Here is a 20932-nt window from a genome sequence, read left to right as displayed (position 1 = left end):
ATGGCACGACCCGCTCGGATCAGTCCGCCGGCCTGGCTCACCGCCGGGCTGCGGCCCGTTGCCGCGCCTGTGCCGTGGGCCGCCGTGGGGCGGGCGTCCGTCGCGTTGTCCGCTCCGCTCGCCGTCGGGTTCGCCGTCGGGCAGCCCGTCTACGGGGCCCTGGTCTCCATGGGCGCCCTGTCCGGGGTCATCGGCGACACCGCCGACGCATACCGGATGCGGTTCTACAACATCGCCGTCCCGCAGCTCTTCGGCGCCCTCGGCGTCACCCTCGGCAGCCTCGTGTTCGGCGACGGATGGGTCGCCGTCGTCGTGCTCACGGTCATCGCGCTCGTCTCCGGGATGATCTCCTCGATCGGCGCCGTCGCCTCCGTGTCGGGTCTGCTGCTGCTCCTCAACGCGGTCGTCGGCGCCGGACTGCCCATGCCCGAGCCGTGGTGGAAGCCGCCCCTGCTGCTCGGCCTCGGCGGAGCCCTCGTCCTCGTCCTCACCCTGCTCGGCTGGCCGCTGCGCGGCCTCGCCCCCGAGCGGGCGGCCGTGGCCGGTACCTACCGGGCCCTCGCCGACCTGCTCCAGGCCGCGGGCAGCGACACGTACGACGAGCGGCGGCAGGCCGTCACCACCTCGCTCAACCAGTCGTACGACCTCGTCCTCGCCCGCCGCGCCCGCGAGCACGGCCGCGCTCCGGTCCTCGTCCGGCTGCTCGCCCAGCTCAACGTCGTCATCCCGCTCGTGGAGGCCGCCCCGGCCGCCCACCTCGCCGCCCGCCGCTTCCACCGCTCCCTGCCCCCCGCGATCCCCGCCGCCGTGCGCGAACTCGCCGACGCCGTCGAGGAGGGCCGCACCGGCACCCCGGTCCTGGACCTCCCGCCCGCCACGCGCCCCGCCGAGAAGGCCGTCGACCACGCCCTGCGCCACGCGGCGGTCGTCGTCCACAAGGCGGAGCCGAACCCCTTCAACGTGGACGACCGCCTCGGCCGCCCCGCCGCCCTGCGCGTACGGGCCCGCCGCGTGGCGCGCGGCGTCCTGTTCTCCGAGGCGTCCTGGCGGTACGGGCTGCGGCTCGCGCTCTGCATCGGTCTCGCCCAGGCACTGGTCTCGCTGATCGACGTACCACGCTCGTACTGGGTCGCGCTCACCATCACCTTCGTGATGAAGCCGGACTTCGGCTCCGTCTTCTCCCGGGCCGTGCTCCGCGCGCTCGGCACGGCCGCCGGGCTCGTCGTCGCCGCACCGGTCCTCGCCGAAGTGCCCCGCGGGTGGTGGGACGTGCCCGTCATGATGGTGCTCGCCGCGCTGATCCCCGCCTTCTCCGCGAAGGGGTACGCCTTCCAGACCGCGGCGATCACCCCGGTCATCCTGCTGCTCTCCGACCTCCTCAACCGGCAGGGCTTCGGCCTGGTGCTCCCCCGGCTCTACGACTCCCTCATCGGCTGCGCCATCGCGCTGGTCGCCGGCTACCTGCTCTGGCCGGAGTCCTGGCACAGCCGGATCGGCGACCGGCTCGCGGACGCCGTCGCCGACTCCGCGGCCTATGTGGCACGGGCGTTCTGCCCGCCCGAGGAGGAGGACCCGGGCGCGCGCGTGCGGGCCCGGCGGAAGCTGTACCGCGATCTGTCGGCCGTACGCTCGGAGTTCCAGCGCGCCCTGACCGAGCCGCCGCCGACCGGCACCGTGGCCTCCGCCTGGTGGCCGCTGGTCGTCGCCGTGGAGCGGATCGTCGACGCCACGACCGCCGCCCGGGTGCGCGTCGACCACGGCGCCCCGCCTCCCGATCCGGAGGAAGTCGCCGCCGTGGAGCGGCAGTTGCGGGAGCTGGCCGACGGACTGCGCGGCACCGACGTCCTGGTGGAGGTACGGGCGGAGCTGACCGGCGACGAGGAGGGCGTCCTCGCCCCGCTGCGCCAGGAGGTCATGGCGGCCCGCGCCATCGCCACTCCGCGCGCAACTCCCCGCGCGTCTACGGGCTAAACGCCTCATCGGGGGCGTACGGATGCCCTTACCGGCGGTCACCGAACGGAACCCTCCATACCGCCGTTACCGGAATCCGCGTGTGCGACTACGATGCGCTCGATTCACCTTGATCCGTGCGCGGTCACGCGAACAACTGACGCGGCGGCACGGTCACTCCGTCCTGCACCGCCCCCCGTGCCCCCCAAGGACATCCGCCATGCGCACGACCACCGGCAGAGGGCTCCAGCCCAATGTTCTCGGGACCTTCGACACCATCGTGATGGCCATCGCCGGCAGTGCGCCCGCCTACTCGCTCGCCGCCACCACGGCCGTGCTCTTCGGCGCGGTCGGCCTCGCGGGACCGGCGGCGCTGCTCTACTGCGCGATACCGATGCTCGGCATCGTCCTCGCCTACGCGCGCCTCGGCCGGATCGACGTCAACGCGGGCGCCGGATACTCCTGGGTGGGCCGCACCCTCCACCCCTTCCTCGGCTTCCTCTCCGGCTGGGCCCTCGTCGTCTCCGCGACCGTGTTCATGGTCGCCGGATCGCTCCCCGCCGGCGCGCTCACGCTCTCCCTGATCGACCCGGCACTCGCCGGCAACACCCCCCTGGCGGCGGCCGTCGGCGCCGGCTGGTTCCTGATGATGCTGCTCGTCGTCCTGGGCGGCGCGCGGCTCACCGTACGGGCCCAACTCCTCATGTCGGGCGTCGAGCTGATCATCCTCGTCGTCTTCGTCCTGGCCGCCCTGATGCACCGCGGCCACGCGACCGCCTTCGACTGGTCCTGGCTCGGCTTCGGCCACTTCGACGGTCCGGCCGGCTTCGCCTCGGGCGCGCTGATCGCCGCGTTCTACTACTGGGGCTGGGACGTCACCAGCAACCTCAGCGAGGAGACCCGCGACAGCCGCCGCACGGCCGGCCTTGCCGCGCTCGTCGGCGTCGCTGTCGTCTTCCTGCTCTTCGAGGCGTTCACGATCGCGGTCAACGTGCTGCTGACCTCCGGGCAGATCGAGTCCGGCGGCGCGAACGTCCTGGCCGTCCTCGGCCAGGAGATCTGGCCGGGCGTCGGCGGCAAGCTGCTGATCGCGGCGGTGCTGCTGTCCACGGTCGCCACCCTGGAGACCACCCTCATCCAGGTGACCCGCTCGCTCTTCGCCATGGGCCGCGACCACACGATGCCGGCCGCGCTCGGGACCGTGCACCGGCGCTGGAACACCCCGTGGGTGGCGATCGCCGCCGTCGGGGGCGCGGCGCTGCTGATGTTCTGCGCGGCGGCGGCGGCCGGTTCGATGGGACGGATCCTCAGCGATGCCGTGTCCGCGATCGGCCTGATGATCGCGTTCTACTACGGCCTGGCCGGCCTCGCCGCGGTCGTCGCGTACCGGGGAATGCTGCTGAGTTCCGTACGGAACTTCCTGGTCGGCGGGGCCTGGCCGCTGCTCGGCGCCTCGTTCATGCTGTGGGCGTTCGCCGAGTCGCTCGGCGAACTCTCCACGACCGCGCTGGTCATCGGCCTCGGCGGACTGTTCGTCGGCGTCGTCCCGATGCTCGTGTACTGGCGCAAGGGCAGCGCGTATTACCAGCCGGCGAGGCTCGACGCGGCCCGCGCGCTGGCCGCCGCGGAACCCTTCGCGCCGAGCACCGCCCGCGCCCGCCGCGCGGACGAATCGCTGGCCACGGACTTCTGACGCCTGACTCCCGACACTTCTGACTCCCGACACTTCTGACTCCTGACACTTCTGACTCCTGACTTCTGGCTCCTGACTTCGGAGGGAGGACCTGGATGGCCGCTTTCCGCCGGTCGGCGCGCTCGGGGCGCTCGGCGCGCTTCACCCCGGCCTTCGACCCGGACTTCGGCGACCGCGCCCTCACCGCGGCGCGGCACGACATCGTGATCGGCCGCTGGCAGGGCGTACGGGATCTGCTGCGGGACACCGGCGAGGACTGGGCGCGCCGGACGCACCGGGTGCGGCTCCTCGCGCACGCTGCCGCGGGCAGTTCGTCGGTCGAGGCGTGGCGGGCGGCCGAGCCGGACAGCCCGGACGCGGCGGTGCTGCGGGCGGCGACCGAGGTCGTACGGGTCTTCGACACGGCGATCGCGGCCGGCAGGGGCACGGCCGTGGACCGGGGGCGGGTCGACGCGACCGTCGCCGCGTGCCGGGAGGCCGCGGAGGCGGCGCCCGCCGACCCGATGCCGTGGGTCTCGCTGCTCTCGGTGGCCCGGCTGTACGAGGGCGGGGTGCCGCGCCGTGAACTGCGGCGCTGGTTCGACGAGTTGCGGCGCCGGGACCCGTACAACACCGAGGGTCACGCCCAGGTGATGCGCTACCTGTCGGCGCGGTGGCACGGCACGCACGGGGCGATGTACGACTTCGCGCGGGACGCGGCGGGCGTGGCGCCGCCCGGGTCGCCGTTGCCGGTCCTGGTTCAGGTGGCGCGGGTGGAGGAGTACCGCTACATCGCGGACGGGGCGCTCGGACGCGGCCCGGTGCGCGGCTTCGACCAGCACTGGAAGCACGAGCTGGCGGTGGACGAGCTGCGCCGCACCTTCGAGCGCTGGATCGGCGGCCGGGAGCCGGGCGGCCCGGTGACGCCGGAGGAGGTCCCCGACCTCAACTATCTGGCGCACGCGGCCTGTTACGCGGGACAGGTGGAGGTGGCGCGGGAGGTGCTCGGGATGCTCGGGGCGCGCGCGTCGTGGGTGCCGTGGTCGTACACGGGGGATCCGGAGGAGCAGTTCGTGCGGTTCCGGGAGGGCCTCGGGGTGGGGGGGGGGGGGGGGGGGGGGGGGGGCGGCCCCCCCCCCCCCCCCCCCCCCCCGCCCCCCCCCCCCCCCCCCTCCCCCCCCCCCCCCCCCCCCCCCCCCCCCCCCCCCCACCACCCTGTCAGCGACTCAGGCGCCGATCTTGCCGCCGTTCTTGCGCCAGACGGAGACGACGGACGGGCGGACGATCTTGCCGGGTCCGTCGGGCCAGACCGACATCGGGTTCTCGACGGACGCGCCGTCGAGCTCGCCCGGGTGCTGGACGGCGACGACGACGCGGCGCTCCTGGATGATCGGGCCGCAGGTCTCGGCGCCCTTCGGAACGGTCAGGAACTGCTTGAGCTCACCGCGCCGCTCGCCCTGCGTGGCGACACCGAACAGGCCGTCGTGCGAGCCGAGCTGGTTGCCGTCGGTGGAGATCCACAGGTTGCCGTACGGGTCGAAGGCGACGTTGTCCGGGCAGGAGATCGGGGAGACCTTCTCCTTGGGGAAGCCCGCGAAGTACGTCGTCGGGTCGTTCGGGTCGCCCGCGACGAGGAAGAGACGCCAGGCGAAGCCGTCGGAGGACGGGTCGTCCCAGTGCTCGGCCAGCTCCAGGACCTGGCCGTGCTTGTTGGCGTTGCGGGGGTTGGCCTCGTCGGCGGGCGCCTTGCCCGCCTTGCCGCGGTCCTTGTTGTTGGTGAGCGCGACGTAGACGCGGCCGGTGCGCGGGGAGGGCTCGACGTCCTCGGGCCGGTCCATCTTGGTGGCGCCGACCTTGTCACCGGCGAGGCGGGTGAAGACGTACACCTCCTCGGCGGTCATGCCCTCGACGTGCGAGACATTGCCGGTGGCCAGCGGGATCCAGACGCCGGAGCCGTCGAACTCGCCGTCGTTGGGGAGCTTGCCGGTGCCGTCGACCTCGCCCGGGGAGTCGCCGGTGAGCTTGGCGACGTACAGCGTGCCCTCGTCGAGCAGGGTGAGGTTGTGCTCGCGGGCGGCGCGGGAGCTGCCCTTCTTCATCCGCTTCGAGGAGACGAACTTGTAGAAGTAGTCGAAGCGCTCGTCGTCGCCCATGTAGACGACCGGGCGGCCGTCCGCGGTGAGGCGGGGCTGCGCGGCCTCGTGCTTGAAGCGGCCGAGCGCGGTGCGCTTCTTCGGGGTCGACTCGGGGTCGTACGGGTCGAGCTCGACGACCCAGCCCTGGCGGTGCACCTCGTTGGGCTCCTGCGCGAGGTCGAAGCGCTTGTCGAACCGCTCCCACTTGCGCTCGGAGGCGCCGGCGCCGATGCCGTAGCGCTTGTCGGTGGCGCTGGAGCCGTTGGCGAAGTACTGGTTGAAGTTCTCCTCGCCGTGCAGCGTGGTGCCCCACGGGGTGGTGCCGCCGGCGCAGTTGTTGAGGGTGCCGAGGACCTTGCGGCCCGACGGGTCGGCGGAGGTCTTGACGAGGTCGCTGCCGGCGGCCGGGCCGGTCAGCTCGAACTCGCTGGTGGTGTGGAGACGGCGGTTGAGCTCGTGCCGCGTGACGGGGGTGAGCTTGCCGGAGCGGTCCTCCTCCTGGACCACGACGACGGAGAGACCGTGGGCGGCCCAGGCGATCTCTACCTGCTCGCGGGTCGGGTTCTCGGCGTCGTAACCCTTGAACATCAGGATTTCGTCGGTGTACTCGTGGTTGGCGACGAGGACCTGACGGTTGCGCTCGCCGCGGAGGGGGAGCAGGCTCAGGAAGTCGTTGTTGTAGCCGAACTGGCCCTTCTGGGCAGCGGCGGTCTGCTTGTCGGCGTCGAAGGCCGGGGCGCCGCGGAGGATCGGCTCGCCCCAGCGGATGACGACGTTCTGCTCGTAGCCGACGGGCACGGTGACCTGGTCGGCGGTGTTGGGTGCGACGGGCGTGAAGCGGAGGCCGCGGGCCCCGCCGAGAAGGGCCCGGCCCTCGTCGGCGGCCGAGGCGGCGTCGCCGGTGGCGGCGACGGCGGGGGCGCTGCCCGAGCCGACGACGGCGCTGCCGGCGGCCGCGGCGACGGTCACGACGGCGGCGGCGCGCACCATGGAGCGGCGGGAGATGGCGCCGGCTATGACGTCGCCGACGTACTCGTTGTCGCTGGTGTTGGGCACCTCGTGGAAGCAGGCGTCACCACAACGGAACCGGCAGGTAAGGGCGGAACGGCCGCCTCCGTGCGGGTTGGTGCTCAGCAGCGGCAGCAGTTTGCGCACTTGTTCCTCCTCCGGCGCAGACTGCGCCGCCCCATGGTCCCGACATCGTGTCGGAAATCCGTTCGGCGGTGACGCTATGTGTGGACATCTGCCCGGGGGCGGCGCTGGAATGAACGCCGAATGAATGGGCGGGAACGGGGGGCTGTTGGGGGGCGGTTGGGGGGCGTTCGGGAGGTCGTTCGGGGACGGTTCGGGGGCCGTTCAAGGGTCGCTCAGGGGTCCGTTCGGGTCCGTTCGGGTCCGTTCGGGGGGTCCGTTTGAGGGTCCGCTTGAGGGTCCGTTTGGGGCCCGTTCAGGGGGTCGTTCAGGGGCCCGTACGGGGGGCATTCCGGTTCCGCTTGGGGCGCCGGGAGCGACACACCCGGGGCCGCTAACCTTACGTGTCCGCCCTGGCCAGGGATGATTCCTCCCAGTACGGACATTCACCGCACCCAACTCATGCGAAAGGCCTCGCCCATGGGCATTCGGAGCTTGCTGCGCAAGGTGTTCGGACGCGATCGTGCGGAACGGCACGCCGATTCCCCGGCAACCTCCGTCCCGCCCCAGGCGGCCCCGTCCCGCCAGGAGGACCCCGCGCCGACACCGCCCCCGTCGGACGACGAGGCCAAGCGCGCGGCGGACGACCTGGTGGCAGCGGCCTTCGACAACCCGAAGGTCCCGGCGGCCAGAACGTCACCGTCCAAGGCGACGGGGGCGGTGGCGGAGGACGGGGCCGCCGAGGTGACCGACCTCCCGAAGCAGGCCGCGGCGGAGGCGGAGGTCGCGTCCTCGACGACGCCGGTGGCCGCGGTCGCGGTGGCGGAGGACAAGACCGCCGAGCCGACGGCGGAGGTGGCCGAGCTCCCGAAGCAGGCGGTGGCGGAGCCGGAGGCTGAGGCGACCCCGGCTGTCGAGGCGGAGGCCGTCGCCGACACCACCGGCGAGGCGACGGTCGAGGCCGAGGCCGCGGACACGTCGGAGGCAGACGCCTCGGTGGAGGAGTCCGCGCCGCAGGCGCAGGCCGCCGAGGTCGCGCCGGCGGCAGAGCTCGATGACACCGCCGAGGCGTCCGCCGCTGACGAGCCCGTCGCCGAGGAAGCCGAGCAGGCCGAGGCGGACGAGCCCGTCGCCGCGGTCGAGGCGGACGAGCCGATTGCCGACACCACTGCTGAGGCGACAAAGAAGCCCGAGGCCGAGGCAGCCCCGGCCGCCGAGGAGCCCGAGCCGGTCGCGGCGGAGCCGGAGGCCGTACCGGAGCCCGCCGCAGCGGCGACCGAGACCCTCGCGGACGAGCCCGAGGCCGACGCCCCGGCCGCCGCCGAAACCGGCGTAGAGGCCACGCAGGACGCCCCCGGCGCCGACGCACCCGTCCCCACCCCCACCCCCACCCCCCTCACCGACGCCCCGCAGCTGGTCGAGGCGTACGAGGCGGCCGGGACGGTACTCAAGGAACGGGGGCTCACGGGGGCGCGGGCCTCCGTGTATCTCGTGGTCGACCGGTCCGGATCGATGCGCGGGTACTTCAAGGACGGGTCCGTCCAGCGGATCGCCGAGCAGACCGTCGCGCTGGCCGCGCACCTCACCGAGGACGCCGCCGTCACGGCCGTCTTCTTCTCCACCGACATCGACGGCACCGCCGAACTCCGCCCCGCCGGCATCGACGGCCGCATCGACGAGATCAACGCGGGCCTCGGCCGCCTCGGCCGTACGAACTACCACCGCGCCGTCGAAGAGGTCCTCGCCCACCACGAGAAGACCGACCCCACCCGCCCCGCCCTCGTCGTCTTCCAGACCGACGGCGCCCCCGAGTCCAGGACGGCCGCCACCCAGGCGCTCGCCGAGGCAGCCGAGCGCCCGATCCACTGGCAGTTCGTCGCGTGGGGCGAGGAGGACAACAAGGCCTTCGACTACCTCCGTAAGCTCACCGCCCCCCGCACCGGCACCTTCCTCGCCGGCGCGACCCCGTCCGAGACCGCCCACGCCGAGTTCTACCGCGGGCTGCTCTCCGGCTGGGAGCTCTAGCCAGAGCCTGAGGTCCTGGTGGTGACAGTGACCGGCGAAAACGTCACCGTCACCGTCACCACCAGGCCCCCGCCCCCGCACACTCGCCACCAGCTCGGGGAACGTCCTCGGCGACCAGTACGCGCATACGTCCCTCCCTCACCCCCTGCTTTCCACGGCCCCCAACGTTCCGCGAACGCCTCCACCCACCCCCGCCCCCATATCGATGTGAGTGGATCTTGAAGTGGCCGTTAGGATTTCGACCATGGCGGCCACTGGATCCGAGAAGCAGGGGGCGAAGGCGTACTACGTCTCGACCCCCATCTACTACGTCAACGACGCTCCTCACCTGGGCCACGCCTACACGACCGTCGCAGGCGACGTGCTCACGCGCTGGCACCGTCAGCGCGGCGAGAAGGTGTGGTACCTCACCGGCACGGACGAGCACGGTCAGAAGATCATGCGCACCGCGGAGGCGAACGGCGTCAGCCCGCAGGAGTGGTGCGACAAGCTCGTCGAGGAGGCCTGGAAGCCCCTCTGGGAGCACCTGAACATCGCGAACGACGATTTCATCCGCACCACGGAGAAGCGGCACACGGACCGCGTCCAGGAGTTCGTTCAGGACCTGTACGACAAGGGCGAGATCTACAAGGGCGGGTACGAGGGCCCGTACTGCGTGGGCTGTGAGGAGTACAAGCTCCCGGGCGATCTCATCGAGGTGGAGGACGGCACGAAGCTGTGCGCCGTCCACAAGAAGCCGGTGGAGATCCTCAAGGAGGAGAACTACTTCTTCAAGCTGAGCGAGTACGGCCCGAAGCTGCTCGAGTTCTACGAGTCGAACCCCGGCTTCGTCCAGCCGGAGTCCGCCCGCAACGAGGTGCTGAACTTCGTCAAGCAGGGCCTCGAGGACCTCTCCATCTCGCGCTCGACGTTCGACTGGGGCGTCCCGGTCCCGTGGGACGACAAGCACGTGATCTACGTGTGGATCGACGCCCTGCTGAACTATGCGACGGCGGTCGGCTACAACGAGAACCCGGAGAAGTTCGACGAGACCTTCCCGGCCAATGTCCACCTCATCGGCAAGGACATCCTCCGCTTCCACGCGATCATCTGGCCGGCGATGCTGATGGCCCAGGGCCTGCCGGTGCCGGGGCGGGTGGCCGCGAACGGCTGGCTGATGGTCGGCGGCGAGAAGATGTCGAAGTCGAACCTGACCGGCATCAAGCCGCAGGACCTGACCTCGCACTTCGGCGTGGACGCGTACCGCTGGTACTTCCTGCGGGCGATCGCGTTCGGCCAGGACGGCTCGTTCTCGTGGGAGGACTTCGCCGCCCGCTACACGAGCGAGCTGGCCAACGACTACGGCAACCTGGCGTCCCGCGTCGCGGCGATGGTCGGCAAGTACTTCGACGGCGCCCTGCCGGCCGCGACGGCCGACGGCGACGCGGAGAAGGCGATCCACGAGGGCCTGGCGAAGGCCGTCGCGACGGCGGACCAGAAGATCGGCGAGGAGCTGGACTTCCAGGGCGGCATCCTGGCGATCTTCGACTTCGTGAAGCAGGTCAACGGCTACATCACGGAGCAGGAGCCGTGGAAGGTCGCGAAGGACGAGTCGGAGGCGGGCCGCGCCCGCCTGGCGACGATCCTCTACACGGCGGCCGAGTCCCTGCGCGGCGTCGCGGTCCTGCTGAACGCGATCATGCCGGAGACCTCCCAGAAGCTCTGGGACTCCCTGGGCGCGGAGGCCTCCCTCGGCACCCTCGCCACCCAGCCGCTTGCGGCGGCCGGCGAATGGGGCAGGCTCCCGGCAGGCACGACGGTGACGAAGGGTGCGGTGCTCTTCCCGCGCCTGGAGGAGCCGAAGAAGGACTGACGTGGGGCCGCTTCCCCCTCCGGTGAGGGGGAAGCGGCCTTCGTCGTACGCGGACGGACGCGGCGGCGGGCGCGGGCGTTCGGGTGGCCGAACAGGACCGGTCGCGATGGCGACTGGCATACGGTGTGGATCATGTCCATGCCACCGCCCCCAGGGCCGTACGCGCACCAGAACCCCCCACCCCCAGGGCCGTACGCGCACCAGAACCCCCCACCCCCAGGGCCGTACGCGCACCAGAACCCCCCGCCCCCGGCGTACCCGCAGCCGAACGCGTACGGCCCCGGCCCTGCGCAAGCGCCGTACTACCCGCCGCAGGGCGCCTGGGGCGCGCCCCCACCGCCACTCCCGCCGCCGCCGCCGAAGAACCGGACCGGCCTGATCCTCGGGATCGTCGCCGCGTCCATCGTCGGCGTTCTGACGCTGTCGTGGATCGGTAACGGGGGCCTCCGCGGCGGCTCGGGCTCTGGAGCCGCCTACCCCGCCGCGACGCACCGACTGACCCTCCCGAAGACGCTTCTCGACGGCCGGTACACACTCGCCGACGACCGCTCGGGCCAGGCTGACGCCGGGCTCGACAACGCGAGCGAGGCCGTCATCCGCGACCCGAAGGGCGTGATGGGCCAGTACACGGCCGCCGGGGCGGAAGGGGCCGGGGTCCTGGTCGTCTCCGGTCTGTACGGGCGGATCAAGGATCCGGACCTGGCCAGGGAGAAGATCCTCAAGGGCGCCCGCGAGGCGGAGGGCACCAGCGTGATCGTCCCGCCGAAGGACGTCACCCCGTCCGGGGCGAACACGACGGTGACATGCCAGGTCCTCGCCACGGAGCAGGCGGGCGGAGGCCGGGTGACCTACCCCATGTGCGCATGGGCGGACGACAACACCAACGCCGCCGTCGCCGAGATGACGACGGAATCAGCGGGCCTGAGCGCGGAGTCCATCGACCTGACGAAGGCGGCCCGGACCACACTCAAGGTCCGCGAGGAGACGCGCCGCCCGCTCGGCTGACCGTGGAGCCGACAGGGGGCGACAGGGGTCGACCCTTTCTTCGTTGCTCGCGTGAATGTGCGCATGGCAGCATGCGTAAGTGACTGACAACGGGGACGATGTGACGAGGCCTCAACGGGTCTCGAAGCTGGCCGAGCTTGGGGTTGCGCCGGTGGGGGAGCCGGAGACGGTTCCGGTGACCCCGCCAGTGCCGGCGCCGACCGTGCCGGACGGGGAACAGGCCGACGAAGTGGCGGCGGCTCGGCGGGAGTTTGCGCGGTTGCTCGGCGAATTCCGGCGTACTGCCGTGCTGGTGCCGTTCGACGACTACGGAAGTCTGTGGACCGCGGACTTCAACGGAGTCCGGTGGATCTGCGCGTTCTCGGACGAGGAGGCGTTGGCGCGGTTCGCCGAGGCGCGGGGAGACGCGACGCGCGAGTGGACGTACCGGACGATTCTGGGTGCGCGTCTGCTGGATGTGATGGTGCCGATGCTGCCCGGGCCGGGCGGGGTGGCGCTGGATGCGGGCAGTACGGACGGGATGGTGTTTCCGCCGGTGGCGGGGATCGTCCCGGATGAGGTGGCAGTGGATCTCGGGGGAACGGGGACGCAGTGAGTGGGAGTGAGCCTGTGCTCGCGGCGCCGGCGGCGGCGCTGGCGGAGATCGCGAAGGGCATCAATCTGGCGCATTCCGAGCTGAAGGAGCTCGGGATGATCGGCGAGGCGTCGGTGGGCCGCGGGTTCTCCGATCTGGCCTTGTCGGGGCTTGAGTTGGGGCACGGCGGTCTGACGTCGGAGTTCGAGACGTTCTGCAACCGGTGGGAGTGGGGCGTACGTGCGCTGACCCTGCGGGGAAACGGTTTTGCACAGGGCGTCGGCCTGTCGGCGGGCTCGTTCGCGGAGCAGGAGCAGTACGTCAAGGACTCGTTCAAGATCGGGGTGAACTCGCTCAACGGAAACCCGCATCTGTCCGAGGACGAGGTCAAGCAGATGAGCTGGGACACCATCCGTGACCAGCACACGTGGGACAACGCGGACTACAGCCCGGAGTCGTTCACCCAGGCCCATCAGGAGGTCAAGCAGACCTGGAAGAACACGGGCTACGACGTCACGGACGCGCAGTTGGACTCGCTGGAGCGTCAGGGCCTGATCGATCCGGCGGCGCGTGACCGGATGGATGAGGAGTTCAAGGACATGCTCGATCCCGATCAGGCGACGATCGATCAGGCAGAGCAGCCGCGGTGGGGGGAGAGCCGCTGATGGTGGACTTGGGCGATCTGGCCGACAAGGCGATCGACAAGATCGATCACGGCATCGACAAGGGCAAGGAGATCGTCGGCGAGGGTGTCGACTATGTGACCGACAAGGCCGGTCAGGGCCTGCGGCACTACGGTCATGACGGCCTTGCCGAAGTCGTCGAGGACTGGGGCGACGAGACCGCCTCCTCCCTTGGTGCGGAGGTCGGGGAACAGCAGCTCGGGCAGACCGAGGAAGCGAACGAACTGATCCACGGCAAGCCGGAGCAGATAGCGGCGACGGTGAAGAACCTGCGGGACTTCCAACGCGCTTTCGACCTGGTCGGCGGCGGGATGAAGAAGCTGGACCCCAGCCAATGGAAGGGCGAGGCGGCCAACGCGTTCCGGGAGAAGTTCCAGACGCTGCCGACCGACTGGCTGCATGCGGCGGACGCGATGGAGAACGCGGCCAAGGCACTGGAGACGTACTCCAAGGCGATCGTCAGCGCGCAGGGCAAGGCACGTGAGGCGATCGCGCTGTACAAGGAGGGCGACAAGGACTCCAAGACGGCCGTCGACACGCACAACAAGAAGGTCGACGCCTACAACGCGGCCCGCAACGGGGACAGTCCGCTGCCCCATCCCGGCACGTTCTCCGACCCGGGCAAGGCCAAGCGGCAGCGCGCGCGGGAGATCCTGCACGACGCCCGGACCGCGCGGAACGAGGCCGGCGAGACCGCCAAGGCCGCGGTGCACGCCGCTCTGGCACACGCGCCGAAGGAGCCGACGGGCCGCGAGAAGGCCAAGCTCGAGCTGATGGACTACGGCGTGGGCCAGGGCATCGAGCTCGCCCACTTCGGCGGCGGCATCATCAAGGGCACGGCGGGCCTGATCAACTTCGTCCGCTCGCTCAACCCGATGGACGTGTACAACCTGACCCACCCGGCGGAGTACTACAAGGGCCTCAACATGACGCTCGCCGGTGTGGTGTCCACGGCGGCGAACCCGGACAGGGCGCTGAAGAACGCCTGGGAGGCGGCGAAGGGGGACCCGTCGGAGTTCTTCGGCCGCCTGTTTCCCGAGCTGATCGGCACCAAGGGCGCAGGGGTGGTCCGGGGCGGTCTACGGGCCGGCCTGAACGGCACCAGGCACCTGCCCGACGGGAGCAAGCCGGACGGCACCCGCGGAGACCACGAGAAGGACCCGCACAGCAACGGCAAGACGTGTGGCGAGACGGCGTGCAAGAACGACCCGATCGACATCGCGACGGGCCGCATGCTGCTGCCCCAGACGGACATCACCCTGCCCGGCTCACTGCCGCTCGTCTTCCGGCGCACCTTCGACTCCTCGCGCCGCTCGGGTCGCTGGTTCGGCCCGACGTGGTCGTCGACGGTGGACCAGAGGCTGGAGATCGACTCGGAAGGCGTCATCTTCAGTTGTGATCAGGGCAGCCTGCTCGCCTATCCGCACCCCGCCCCCGGCGTCCCGGTCATGCCCACGCACGGCCGCCAGTGGCCCCTGGACCGGGTCGAGGACGGCTATACGCTCACCGACCCCGGCACCGGCAGGGTGTGGCACTTCGTCGACCACAGCGACGAACTCGCGCTCCTGGCCCAGATCGACGACCGCAACGGCCGCTGGATCGCCTTCGAACACGACGAGGCGGGCGCCCCGACGGCGATCGTCCACCACGGCGGCTACCACCTGAAGCTCACCACGAGCGAAGGCCGCGTGACCGCCCTCCACCTCGCGGGGGCGGCGGCGGACGGATCCGACCAGGAGATCCTGCGCTACGGCTACACCGACGGCCACCTGACCGAGGTCACCAACTCCTCCGGCCGTCCCCTGCGCTTCGACTGCGATGAGCAGGGCCGCATCACGTCGTGGACGGACACGAACGGCAGCCGGTACGACTACGTCTACGACGACCAGGACCGCTGCACCTACCAGTCAGGCGCGAACGGACACCTCGAAGCCACCTTCACCTGGGACGATGTCGACCCGGCGACCGGGCTCCGCCTGACCACCATGACCGATGGCATGGGGCAGACCGAGCGTCATCTGATCAACGACCGTGCACAGGTCGTCGCGGAGATCGACGCACTGGGCGCGGTGACCCGCTTCGCGTACGACCGTCACAACCGCCAGCTGTCACGCACGGACCCGCTGGGCCACGTCAGCCGCTCCACCTATGACGAGCACGGGCGCATGACGGTGCTGGAACGCCCGGACGGACGGCAGGCGCGGGCCGAGTACGACGACAACGGACTGCCGATACGGATCGTCGGCACGGACGGCAACGTCACGCGCCAGACCTTCGACGAGCGCGGCAACCGCACGTCGCTGACCGACTCCTCGGGCGCGACGACGGAGTTCGCGTACGACGAGGCGGGCCGGCTCACCGCGGTGACGGACCCACTCGGTGCCACCACCCGCCTGGTCCTGGACCGCCGGGGCCTCCCCGTCGAGATCACAGACCCCCTGGGCGCCACGACGCGCTACGAGCACGACGCCTTCGGCTGTACGGTCCGGATCACCGACGCTCTCGGCGCGGAGACCCGGATGGAGTGGACGGTGGAGGGCCGACCGTCCCGCCGGACGGCGCCTGACGGCACGGTGGAGTCCTGGACGTACGACGGCGAGGGCAACTGCCTCAGTCACACGGACGCGATGGGCGGCACGACCCGCTTCACGTACACCGACTTCGACCTGCTGACCTCCCGCACCGGCCCGGACGGCGTCCGCTACGAGTTCTCCCACGACACGAACCTGCGGCTGACACGGGTGACCAACCCGCAGGGCCTGACCTGGGACTACGCCTACGACGCGGCGGGCCGACTGGCCACGGAGACGGACTTCGACGGCCGGGCACTGAGCTACAACTACGACGCGTCGGGCCGTCTGGTCTCCCGGACGAACGGCCTCGCCCAGACGATCCGGTTCGACCGCGACAGCCTGGGGCGGATCGTCCGCAAGGACGCCGAAGGAGCGGTCAGCACCTACGAGTACGACGTCTTCGACCAACTGGCGGCGGCGACCGGCCCGGACGCGACGCTGGAGCGCCTCCGGGACCGCTACGGCCGCCTCGTCTCCGAGACCGTCAACGGCCGGACACTCTCGTTCTCACACGACGCCGTGGGACGGCGAACGGGCCGGAGGACCCCTGGCGGTTCGACGAGCACGTGGTCGTACGACGCGGCGGGGCGACGTACGGAACTGACGGCGTCGGGCAAACGGCTGTCGTTCACGTACGACGAGGCGGGCCGTGAAGTGGGGCGCACGGTAGGCGACTTCGTCTCCTTGATGTCGTCGTTCGACGAGATGGACCGTCTGACGACCCAGGACGTCACGTCACGGGGGAATCGGCTCCAACAGCGCACGTACGCCTACCGCCCCGACGGCAACCTCATCGGCGTCACGGACACCCTCTCGGGCACGCGCCGCTTCGACCTGGACGGGGCGGGCCGCGTCACGGCGGTCCACGCCGGCGACTGGACGGAGCGGTACGCGTACGACGAGGCGGGGAACCAGACGGAGGCGACCTGGCCAGTCGGCCACGCCGAACACGCCTCTTCGGGCCCGCGCGCGTACACGGGCACCCGCATCACCCGCGCGGGCGCGACCCGCTACGAACACGACGCCCAGGGCCGCACGGTCCTCCGCCAGAAAACGCGCCTCTCCCGGAAACCGGACACCTGGCGCTACGAGTGGGACGCGGAGGACCGCCTGACTTCGGTGACAACCCCGGACGGCACGGTCTGGCGGTATGTGTACGACCCCCTGGGCCGCCGAATATCGAAGCAATCGGCCCTGGAGCAGATCCACTTCACCTGGGACGGCACGACGCTCTGCGAACAGACGACGGAGGACGTCACCCTCACCTGGGACCACGCGGGCCTACGCCCCCTGGCCCAGACAGAACGCCGCACGGACTCCACGGACGACCGCTTCTTCGCCATCGTCACGGACCTGATCGGCGCCCCGACGGAACTCGTCTCCGAATCGGGCGACGTGGCCTGGCGCACCCGCACCACCCTCTGGGGCACGACAACCTGGAACAGATCGGCCTCGACCTACATCCCTCTCCGCTTCCCAGGCCAGTACTTCGACCCCGAATCGGGCCTCCACTACAACCACTTCCGCTACTACGACCCGGAATCGGCCCGCTACCTCACCCCGGACCCCCTGGGCCTCGGACCGGCCCCGAACCCGGCGACGTACGTCGACAACCCGCACACGTGGAGCGACCCGCTGGGGCTCGCCCCGTGTCCGAAGGACGCCAAGGGGGCCTGGGAGGACAAGGCAGATTTCTCAAGTCAAAAGGTGATGAGTAAGAAATTCCATGCCCACGCCGGCGACTTCTTGGACAGTCCAGGGAACCTGAACAAGGCGAACCTGCAGCGGTTCGAAGAGAGCATGCGGGAGCACATGACCTCCGACGGTGCAAAGATCTATCGATATAACTACCGAAACCAGGGGCAGGCGGTCGGGTTCATCGATCCGTCGTCACAGAAGATGGTAATGCTCCATACAGACGGGAATTTCTGGTCCGCTTGGCGCCTGAGTGACAAGCAGTTCGACGGAATCATTCATAAGGGGTTCTTGTGGTGACACCATCACATAATGACGGTTGGCCCGAGGGGGAAGGCCCATTGCTCGGACCGGACGGAGGCTTCGCGCAAGCGTGGCTGTCCGGCAAGAGCGTGGCCCCTGCTCCCGCGGGCACCCACCTGGACGCCGTTATGATTCGTCGCATCGAAGCAGGGTGCCGGGCTGTGGGCACGCAGTACATTCTCGACGCCCCGCCTGAGGCCGTCGCCCACGTCACTTCAGCCGCGGCGGTACCGCGTCAGCCCACCGAGACCGGCCTCGCAGGTATTGCGCCTCCTGCGATTCTGTACACCCCGGACCTGCAAGGAGCCGTACTGTTTCCCGAACCGGGATACACGCTGATTGCCGGTACTGAGGCGTTCCTGACCGGCGCAGTGGCTGAAGGAGTCGATGCGGCGCGGGCTCAATTCGGGCGCTACGCACGAGCGATGAAGAATCGGTGGCCAAATCTTCAGAGGATCGCCATCACCTACCCGCCTGCACACAGAGCGTGGTCGCACCCCAGCGATGTCACACCGGGCACTGCTTCAGCTCGCCTGATGTCGCTGCTCAGCACCTTTACTCAGGGAACATGCACCGCAGCTGAATTCGCGGACGGATGGTGGGAAGCCCGGAGGGCCGCACATTCTCAGGGCGAACGGGCAAGCGGAGACTTGGCCGATCTTCTCGATCGAGTGTTCATGGTGCTTGAGGACTACACACCCGACCCTGAACTCAGAGAGCCCGGCGACCTGACGGACAGCGAGCTGCGGGAGAAGATCCAAAGCCTTGTCCTGGACACGAAGCGAGGACCGGAGGGCGAATGACCCCATCTGATGGGTCCCGGGCCAAATGGAGCAATCCTCCTTGTCGAGCTACAGTCGAACATCCTCTCGTCCTTAGTTCTCCCGCGCTACACATGAGTTCCGCCAGCTCAGTGCGGTATGAAGACGCGGCGCTCTGCCCACCCCAAGGTTTCGGCACATCCGATTGCCGGCCTCGATTCGTCAGCGGCTGTGATTGCTTGATCGGCTTGCTGGTTCGCCCCGTTTGTCCCGCGTGATCGCGGGTGGGGTCCTCGCGTGTCGCTGCGGCTGCGCCGGGGTTCCACCACTGGGCGGCCTGCCGGGAGCTCGAATGGCAGGACGCGTAGGCACGAGCGGACTCGAACCCAGGAAAGGAACGGCGCAGTGAGCGCGGATCACCAGCACGGCGCGACTTGGGTACTGACCGATGTGTCTCTCGTCGTCAGGGGACCCGATCTCGACCCGGACGAAGTGACCAAGAAGCTGAATATCCAACCGACGGGAACCCGGCGCCCCGGCCCCAGCCGGTGGGGACCACCAGGAGATATCGACGGGGAATGGCGACTCCAATGCGACGAGCGCTCCACAAGGATGTTCACGGAACAGCTCGACACCATCCTGACGGCAGTCGAGCCGCACTCCGATGCTGTGAGCGAACTCCTGGCAGACGGCCTTTCCGTGACACTCACCATCAGGGGATACGTGGACAACGACTCGCAGATCGCCCTCACCCCCGAGCAGATGCGCCGAGTGGCCCGCCTCGGCGTTCCCCTGACCCTCGCCCCCAGCACGAGCGACCGGTGACCGCCATGTGGACCTCGATCACCACCTCCCTGGCCCTCACCGGGAGCAGTCTGGACCCCTCGGCCGTCGACCGCTCCCTCGGCCTCGCCCGGCTCGCGGAGCAGCAGACCGGCGCGTCGGTCCATCACGGGCCGGGCTGGTGGGCCTACACCCTCGACGAGCACTTCTCGGCCGATCCGAGTGAGCAGATCGCGGCGCTGACCTCTCAGGTCGGGCCGCGCCTCGACGAGATCAAGGCGCTGTCCGCAGCCGGCTGCTTCGCCCAGGTGTCGATCGCGGGCACCGTGCAGGCAGACGAGCGGCTGACGCTCTCGGCCGAGTCCGCCGACCGGCTCGCCGCACTCGGGCTGCCCGTCTCCTTCACGACGCTCATGGAGGGCAACACCGCTTCGGAGGATCCGCTGGACTGGCTCGACTGAGTCAGTCCAGCGGATCCGGAGTCACATGAACCGACCCGACGTGCTTGCTCACCACGGGCGGGGGGTACTTCTTCGTTCCTCCGTCCGGTCGTCCGAGGTGCTCGGGTGTGTTCGTCGTGGGGGCGCGGGCGGGCGTGGCGGATGATCGGGCGGGTACGGAGGCACACGCAGGTACGGAGTGGCGGAGGTCGCGGTGGCGGAGCACCCTGTGGTCGGGTATCTCGTCTGGGGCGTGCTGTTCGGGGCCATCTTCGCCTGGGAGGGCATCGGGCTGGTGCGCGAAGGCGACGAGTTCCCCACGCTCAGCGATGCCATGGGCGCTGTCATGCGCTATCCCGTCGGACGTTGGGCGCTCTTCGCGCTGTGGCTGTGGTTCGGGTGGCATTTCTTCGTCCGGGGCTGGCACTTCCTCCTCCAGGACGCGCCGAGATGAAGGGAGTCCGCCGTGCTGCCCGTATCGCTGAACATCACGCTCATGGTGACCGGCTATGTGCTGGTCATGGGGTATCTCGCCCTCGGGCTGCGCATCCTGCGGCGTCGGCCGTCCGAGACTCCGCGGGCGACCGGGCGCGGCTGGCGGGGGCTGGTCCGTCAGGTGGTGGGCACCGCCTTCGGGGGGTACGTGCTGCTGATGGCCGTGGTCGTCCTCTACTACGAGGGCGTGGCGCATCTGGGCGGGCGGTTCCTCGCGAGCGCGTTCACGGGCGGGGCGCTGCTCGTGGGGATCGCCCTGCCGCTTTTCCTGGTCCTGTCCTGGGTCGTGCTGCAACTGCGTCGACTCCGAGGGGCGGGCCGGCCGTGAGTCCTGCCGACCCGCCGGTCCCAGGAACGTGCCGTGGCCGCCCCGACGCCGTCCTGCGCTTGATTAACCCGGTCCCTCTACGAGAGCTACACCCTGCCCAGCTCCCACTTCGGGATGCGCATGACACGATGCTGGGCATGAAGCGGATCGTGATGGGTGTGTGCGCGCTGGCCGTCGTAGGTGGCGCCGTGGCGGTGACGGTCGGGGCCGCTCAGGAGGACTCGTCGGTGTCGGTGCACACCGAGCCGGTCAAGACGCGCTCGGACTACATCGAGCTGTGGCGTGAGGCTCTGGCCAGGTCGGGCAAGGAGCTGCCGTCCGGGGTGGAGTCGATGAGCACGCAGGAGATCGTTGACGGGTGGGCGCTGGAGGCGGCCAAGTACGGCGAGCACTACTGAGATGAGCGCATGCGAAAGGGGCCCCGAGCGGGATGGATGCTGTTGGTTTATCCGGGGCCTTATGCCTTCTTCGCCCCGTCGATCGTTTGGTCGGCGGGGCGAAGTCGTGCGAAGTGGCTGGTGCGGGTG

General features: G+C 70.2%; 15 protein-coding genes and 1 pseudogene. 15 read left to right on the top strand and 1 reads right to left on the bottom strand.

All coding sequences use genetic code 11. The features are described 5' to 3' along the window. From ACZ4VI_RS30595 to ACZ4VI_RS30585, 3 genes and pseudogenes are all read left to right on the top strand, one after another. Nucleotides 1-1971: an FUSC family protein gene (locus ACZ4VI_RS30595; RefSeq protein ID WP_468004478.1), complete on the top strand. Its 1971-nt coding sequence runs from the start codon at nucleotides 1-3 to the stop codon at nucleotides 1969-1971. 199 nt (nucleotides 1972-2170) lie between these two features. Next, nucleotides 2171-3643 carry an APC family permease gene (locus ACZ4VI_RS30590; RefSeq protein WP_468004476.1) on the top strand — a complete coding sequence of 491 codons (1473 nt, stop codon included), beginning with the start codon at nucleotides 2171-2173 and terminating at the stop codon, nucleotides 3641-3643. 95 nt (nucleotides 3644-3738) lie between these two features. Beyond that, nucleotides 3739-4722 (top strand): annotated as a pseudogene (locus tag ACZ4VI_RS30585) (hypothetical protein); the annotation flags it as partial. 126 nt (nucleotides 4723-4848) lie between these two features. Here the strand turns inward: ACZ4VI_RS30585 and ACZ4VI_RS30580 are convergent. Beyond that, the gene (locus ACZ4VI_RS30580; RefSeq protein WP_468004474.1) at nucleotides 4849-6912 is read right to left on the bottom strand and encodes a PhoX family protein; all 2064 of its coding nucleotides are present in this window, start codon (nucleotides 6910-6912) and stop codon (nucleotides 4849-4851) included. 456 nt (nucleotides 6913-7368) lie between these two features. On the opposite strand from ACZ4VI_RS30580, the gene ACZ4VI_RS30575 reads away from it, so the two are divergent. The 12 genes from ACZ4VI_RS30575 to ACZ4VI_RS30520 all read left to right on the top strand — a co-directional run bounded on the left by ACZ4VI_RS30575 (nucleotide 7369) and on the right by ACZ4VI_RS30520 (nucleotide 20803). Next, nucleotides 7369-8913 (top strand): VWA domain-containing protein, encoded by a 1545-nt coding sequence (locus tag ACZ4VI_RS30575; protein WP_468004472.1) that lies wholly within the window; start codon nucleotides 7369-7371, stop codon nucleotides 8911-8913. A 244-nt stretch (nucleotides 8914-9157) separates the two neighbouring features. After that, complete coding sequence (metG, locus tag ACZ4VI_RS30570; RefSeq protein ID WP_468004470.1) at nucleotides 9158-10765, top strand: methionine--tRNA ligase; 1608 nt, start codon at nucleotides 9158-9160, stop codon at nucleotides 10763-10765. A 132-nt stretch (nucleotides 10766-10897) separates the two neighbouring features. Next, complete coding sequence (locus ACZ4VI_RS30565) at nucleotides 10898-11770, top strand: hypothetical protein (RefSeq protein WP_468004468.1); 873 nt, start codon at nucleotides 10898-10900, stop codon at nucleotides 11768-11770. 79 nt (nucleotides 11771-11849) lie between these two features. Beyond that, on the top strand, nucleotides 11850-12365 hold the full coding sequence (locus ACZ4VI_RS30560) for an SseB family protein (RefSeq protein ID WP_468004466.1): 516 nt from the start codon (nucleotides 11850-11852) through the stop codon (nucleotides 12363-12365). Continuing rightward, the gene (locus ACZ4VI_RS30555; RefSeq protein WP_468004464.1) at nucleotides 12362-13009 is read left to right on the top strand and encodes a hypothetical protein; all 648 of its coding nucleotides are present in this window, start codon (nucleotides 12362-12364) and stop codon (nucleotides 13007-13009) included. Before ACZ4VI_RS30560 ends, ACZ4VI_RS30555 begins: the two co-directional genes overlap by 4 nt. Continuing rightward, entirely contained in the window at nucleotides 13009-17595 is a 4587-nt protein-coding gene (locus ACZ4VI_RS30550) for a putative T7SS-secreted protein (RefSeq protein WP_468004462.1), read from the top strand. The genes ACZ4VI_RS30555 and ACZ4VI_RS30550 overlap by 1 nt, the downstream gene beginning before the upstream one ends. Before the next feature lie 164 nt (nucleotides 17596-17759). Further along, entirely contained in the window at nucleotides 17760-18401 is a 642-nt protein-coding gene (locus tag ACZ4VI_RS30545; RefSeq protein ID WP_468004461.1) for a colicin immunity domain-containing protein, read from the top strand. Nucleotides 18402-18656: 255 nt separating this feature from the next. Next, on the top strand, nucleotides 18657-19184 hold the full coding sequence (locus tag ACZ4VI_RS30540) for a DUF4279 domain-containing protein (RefSeq protein ID WP_468004459.1): 528 nt from the start codon (nucleotides 18657-18659) through the stop codon (nucleotides 19182-19184). 5 nt (nucleotides 19185-19189) lie between these two features. After that, a complete protein-coding gene (locus ACZ4VI_RS30535) occupies nucleotides 19190-19603 on the top strand; it encodes a DUF4279 domain-containing protein (RefSeq protein ID WP_468004722.1) in 414 nt (137 codons plus the stop codon). Nucleotides 19604-19796: 193 nt separating this feature from the next. Next, nucleotides 19797-20036: a DUF6186 family protein gene (locus ACZ4VI_RS30530; protein WP_468004457.1), complete on the top strand. Its 240-nt coding sequence runs from the start codon at nucleotides 19797-19799 to the stop codon at nucleotides 20034-20036. Nucleotides 20037-20048: 12 nt separating this feature from the next. Next, nucleotides 20049-20405, top strand: coding sequence for a DUF6256 family protein (locus tag ACZ4VI_RS30525; RefSeq protein WP_468004455.1), 357 nt, complete (start codon nucleotides 20049-20051; stop codon nucleotides 20403-20405). Between the two features lie 137 nt (nucleotides 20406-20542). Beyond that, on the top strand, nucleotides 20543-20803 hold the full coding sequence (locus ACZ4VI_RS30520) for a hypothetical protein (protein ID WP_468004453.1): 261 nt from the start codon (nucleotides 20543-20545) through the stop codon (nucleotides 20801-20803). The last annotated feature ends 129 nt before the right edge of the window (nucleotides 20804-20932 follow it).

The sequence above is a fragment of the Streptomyces sp. NPDC029169 genome, assembly GCF_055563935.1.
This window is presented reverse-complemented; position numbering and strand designations above follow the sequence as displayed.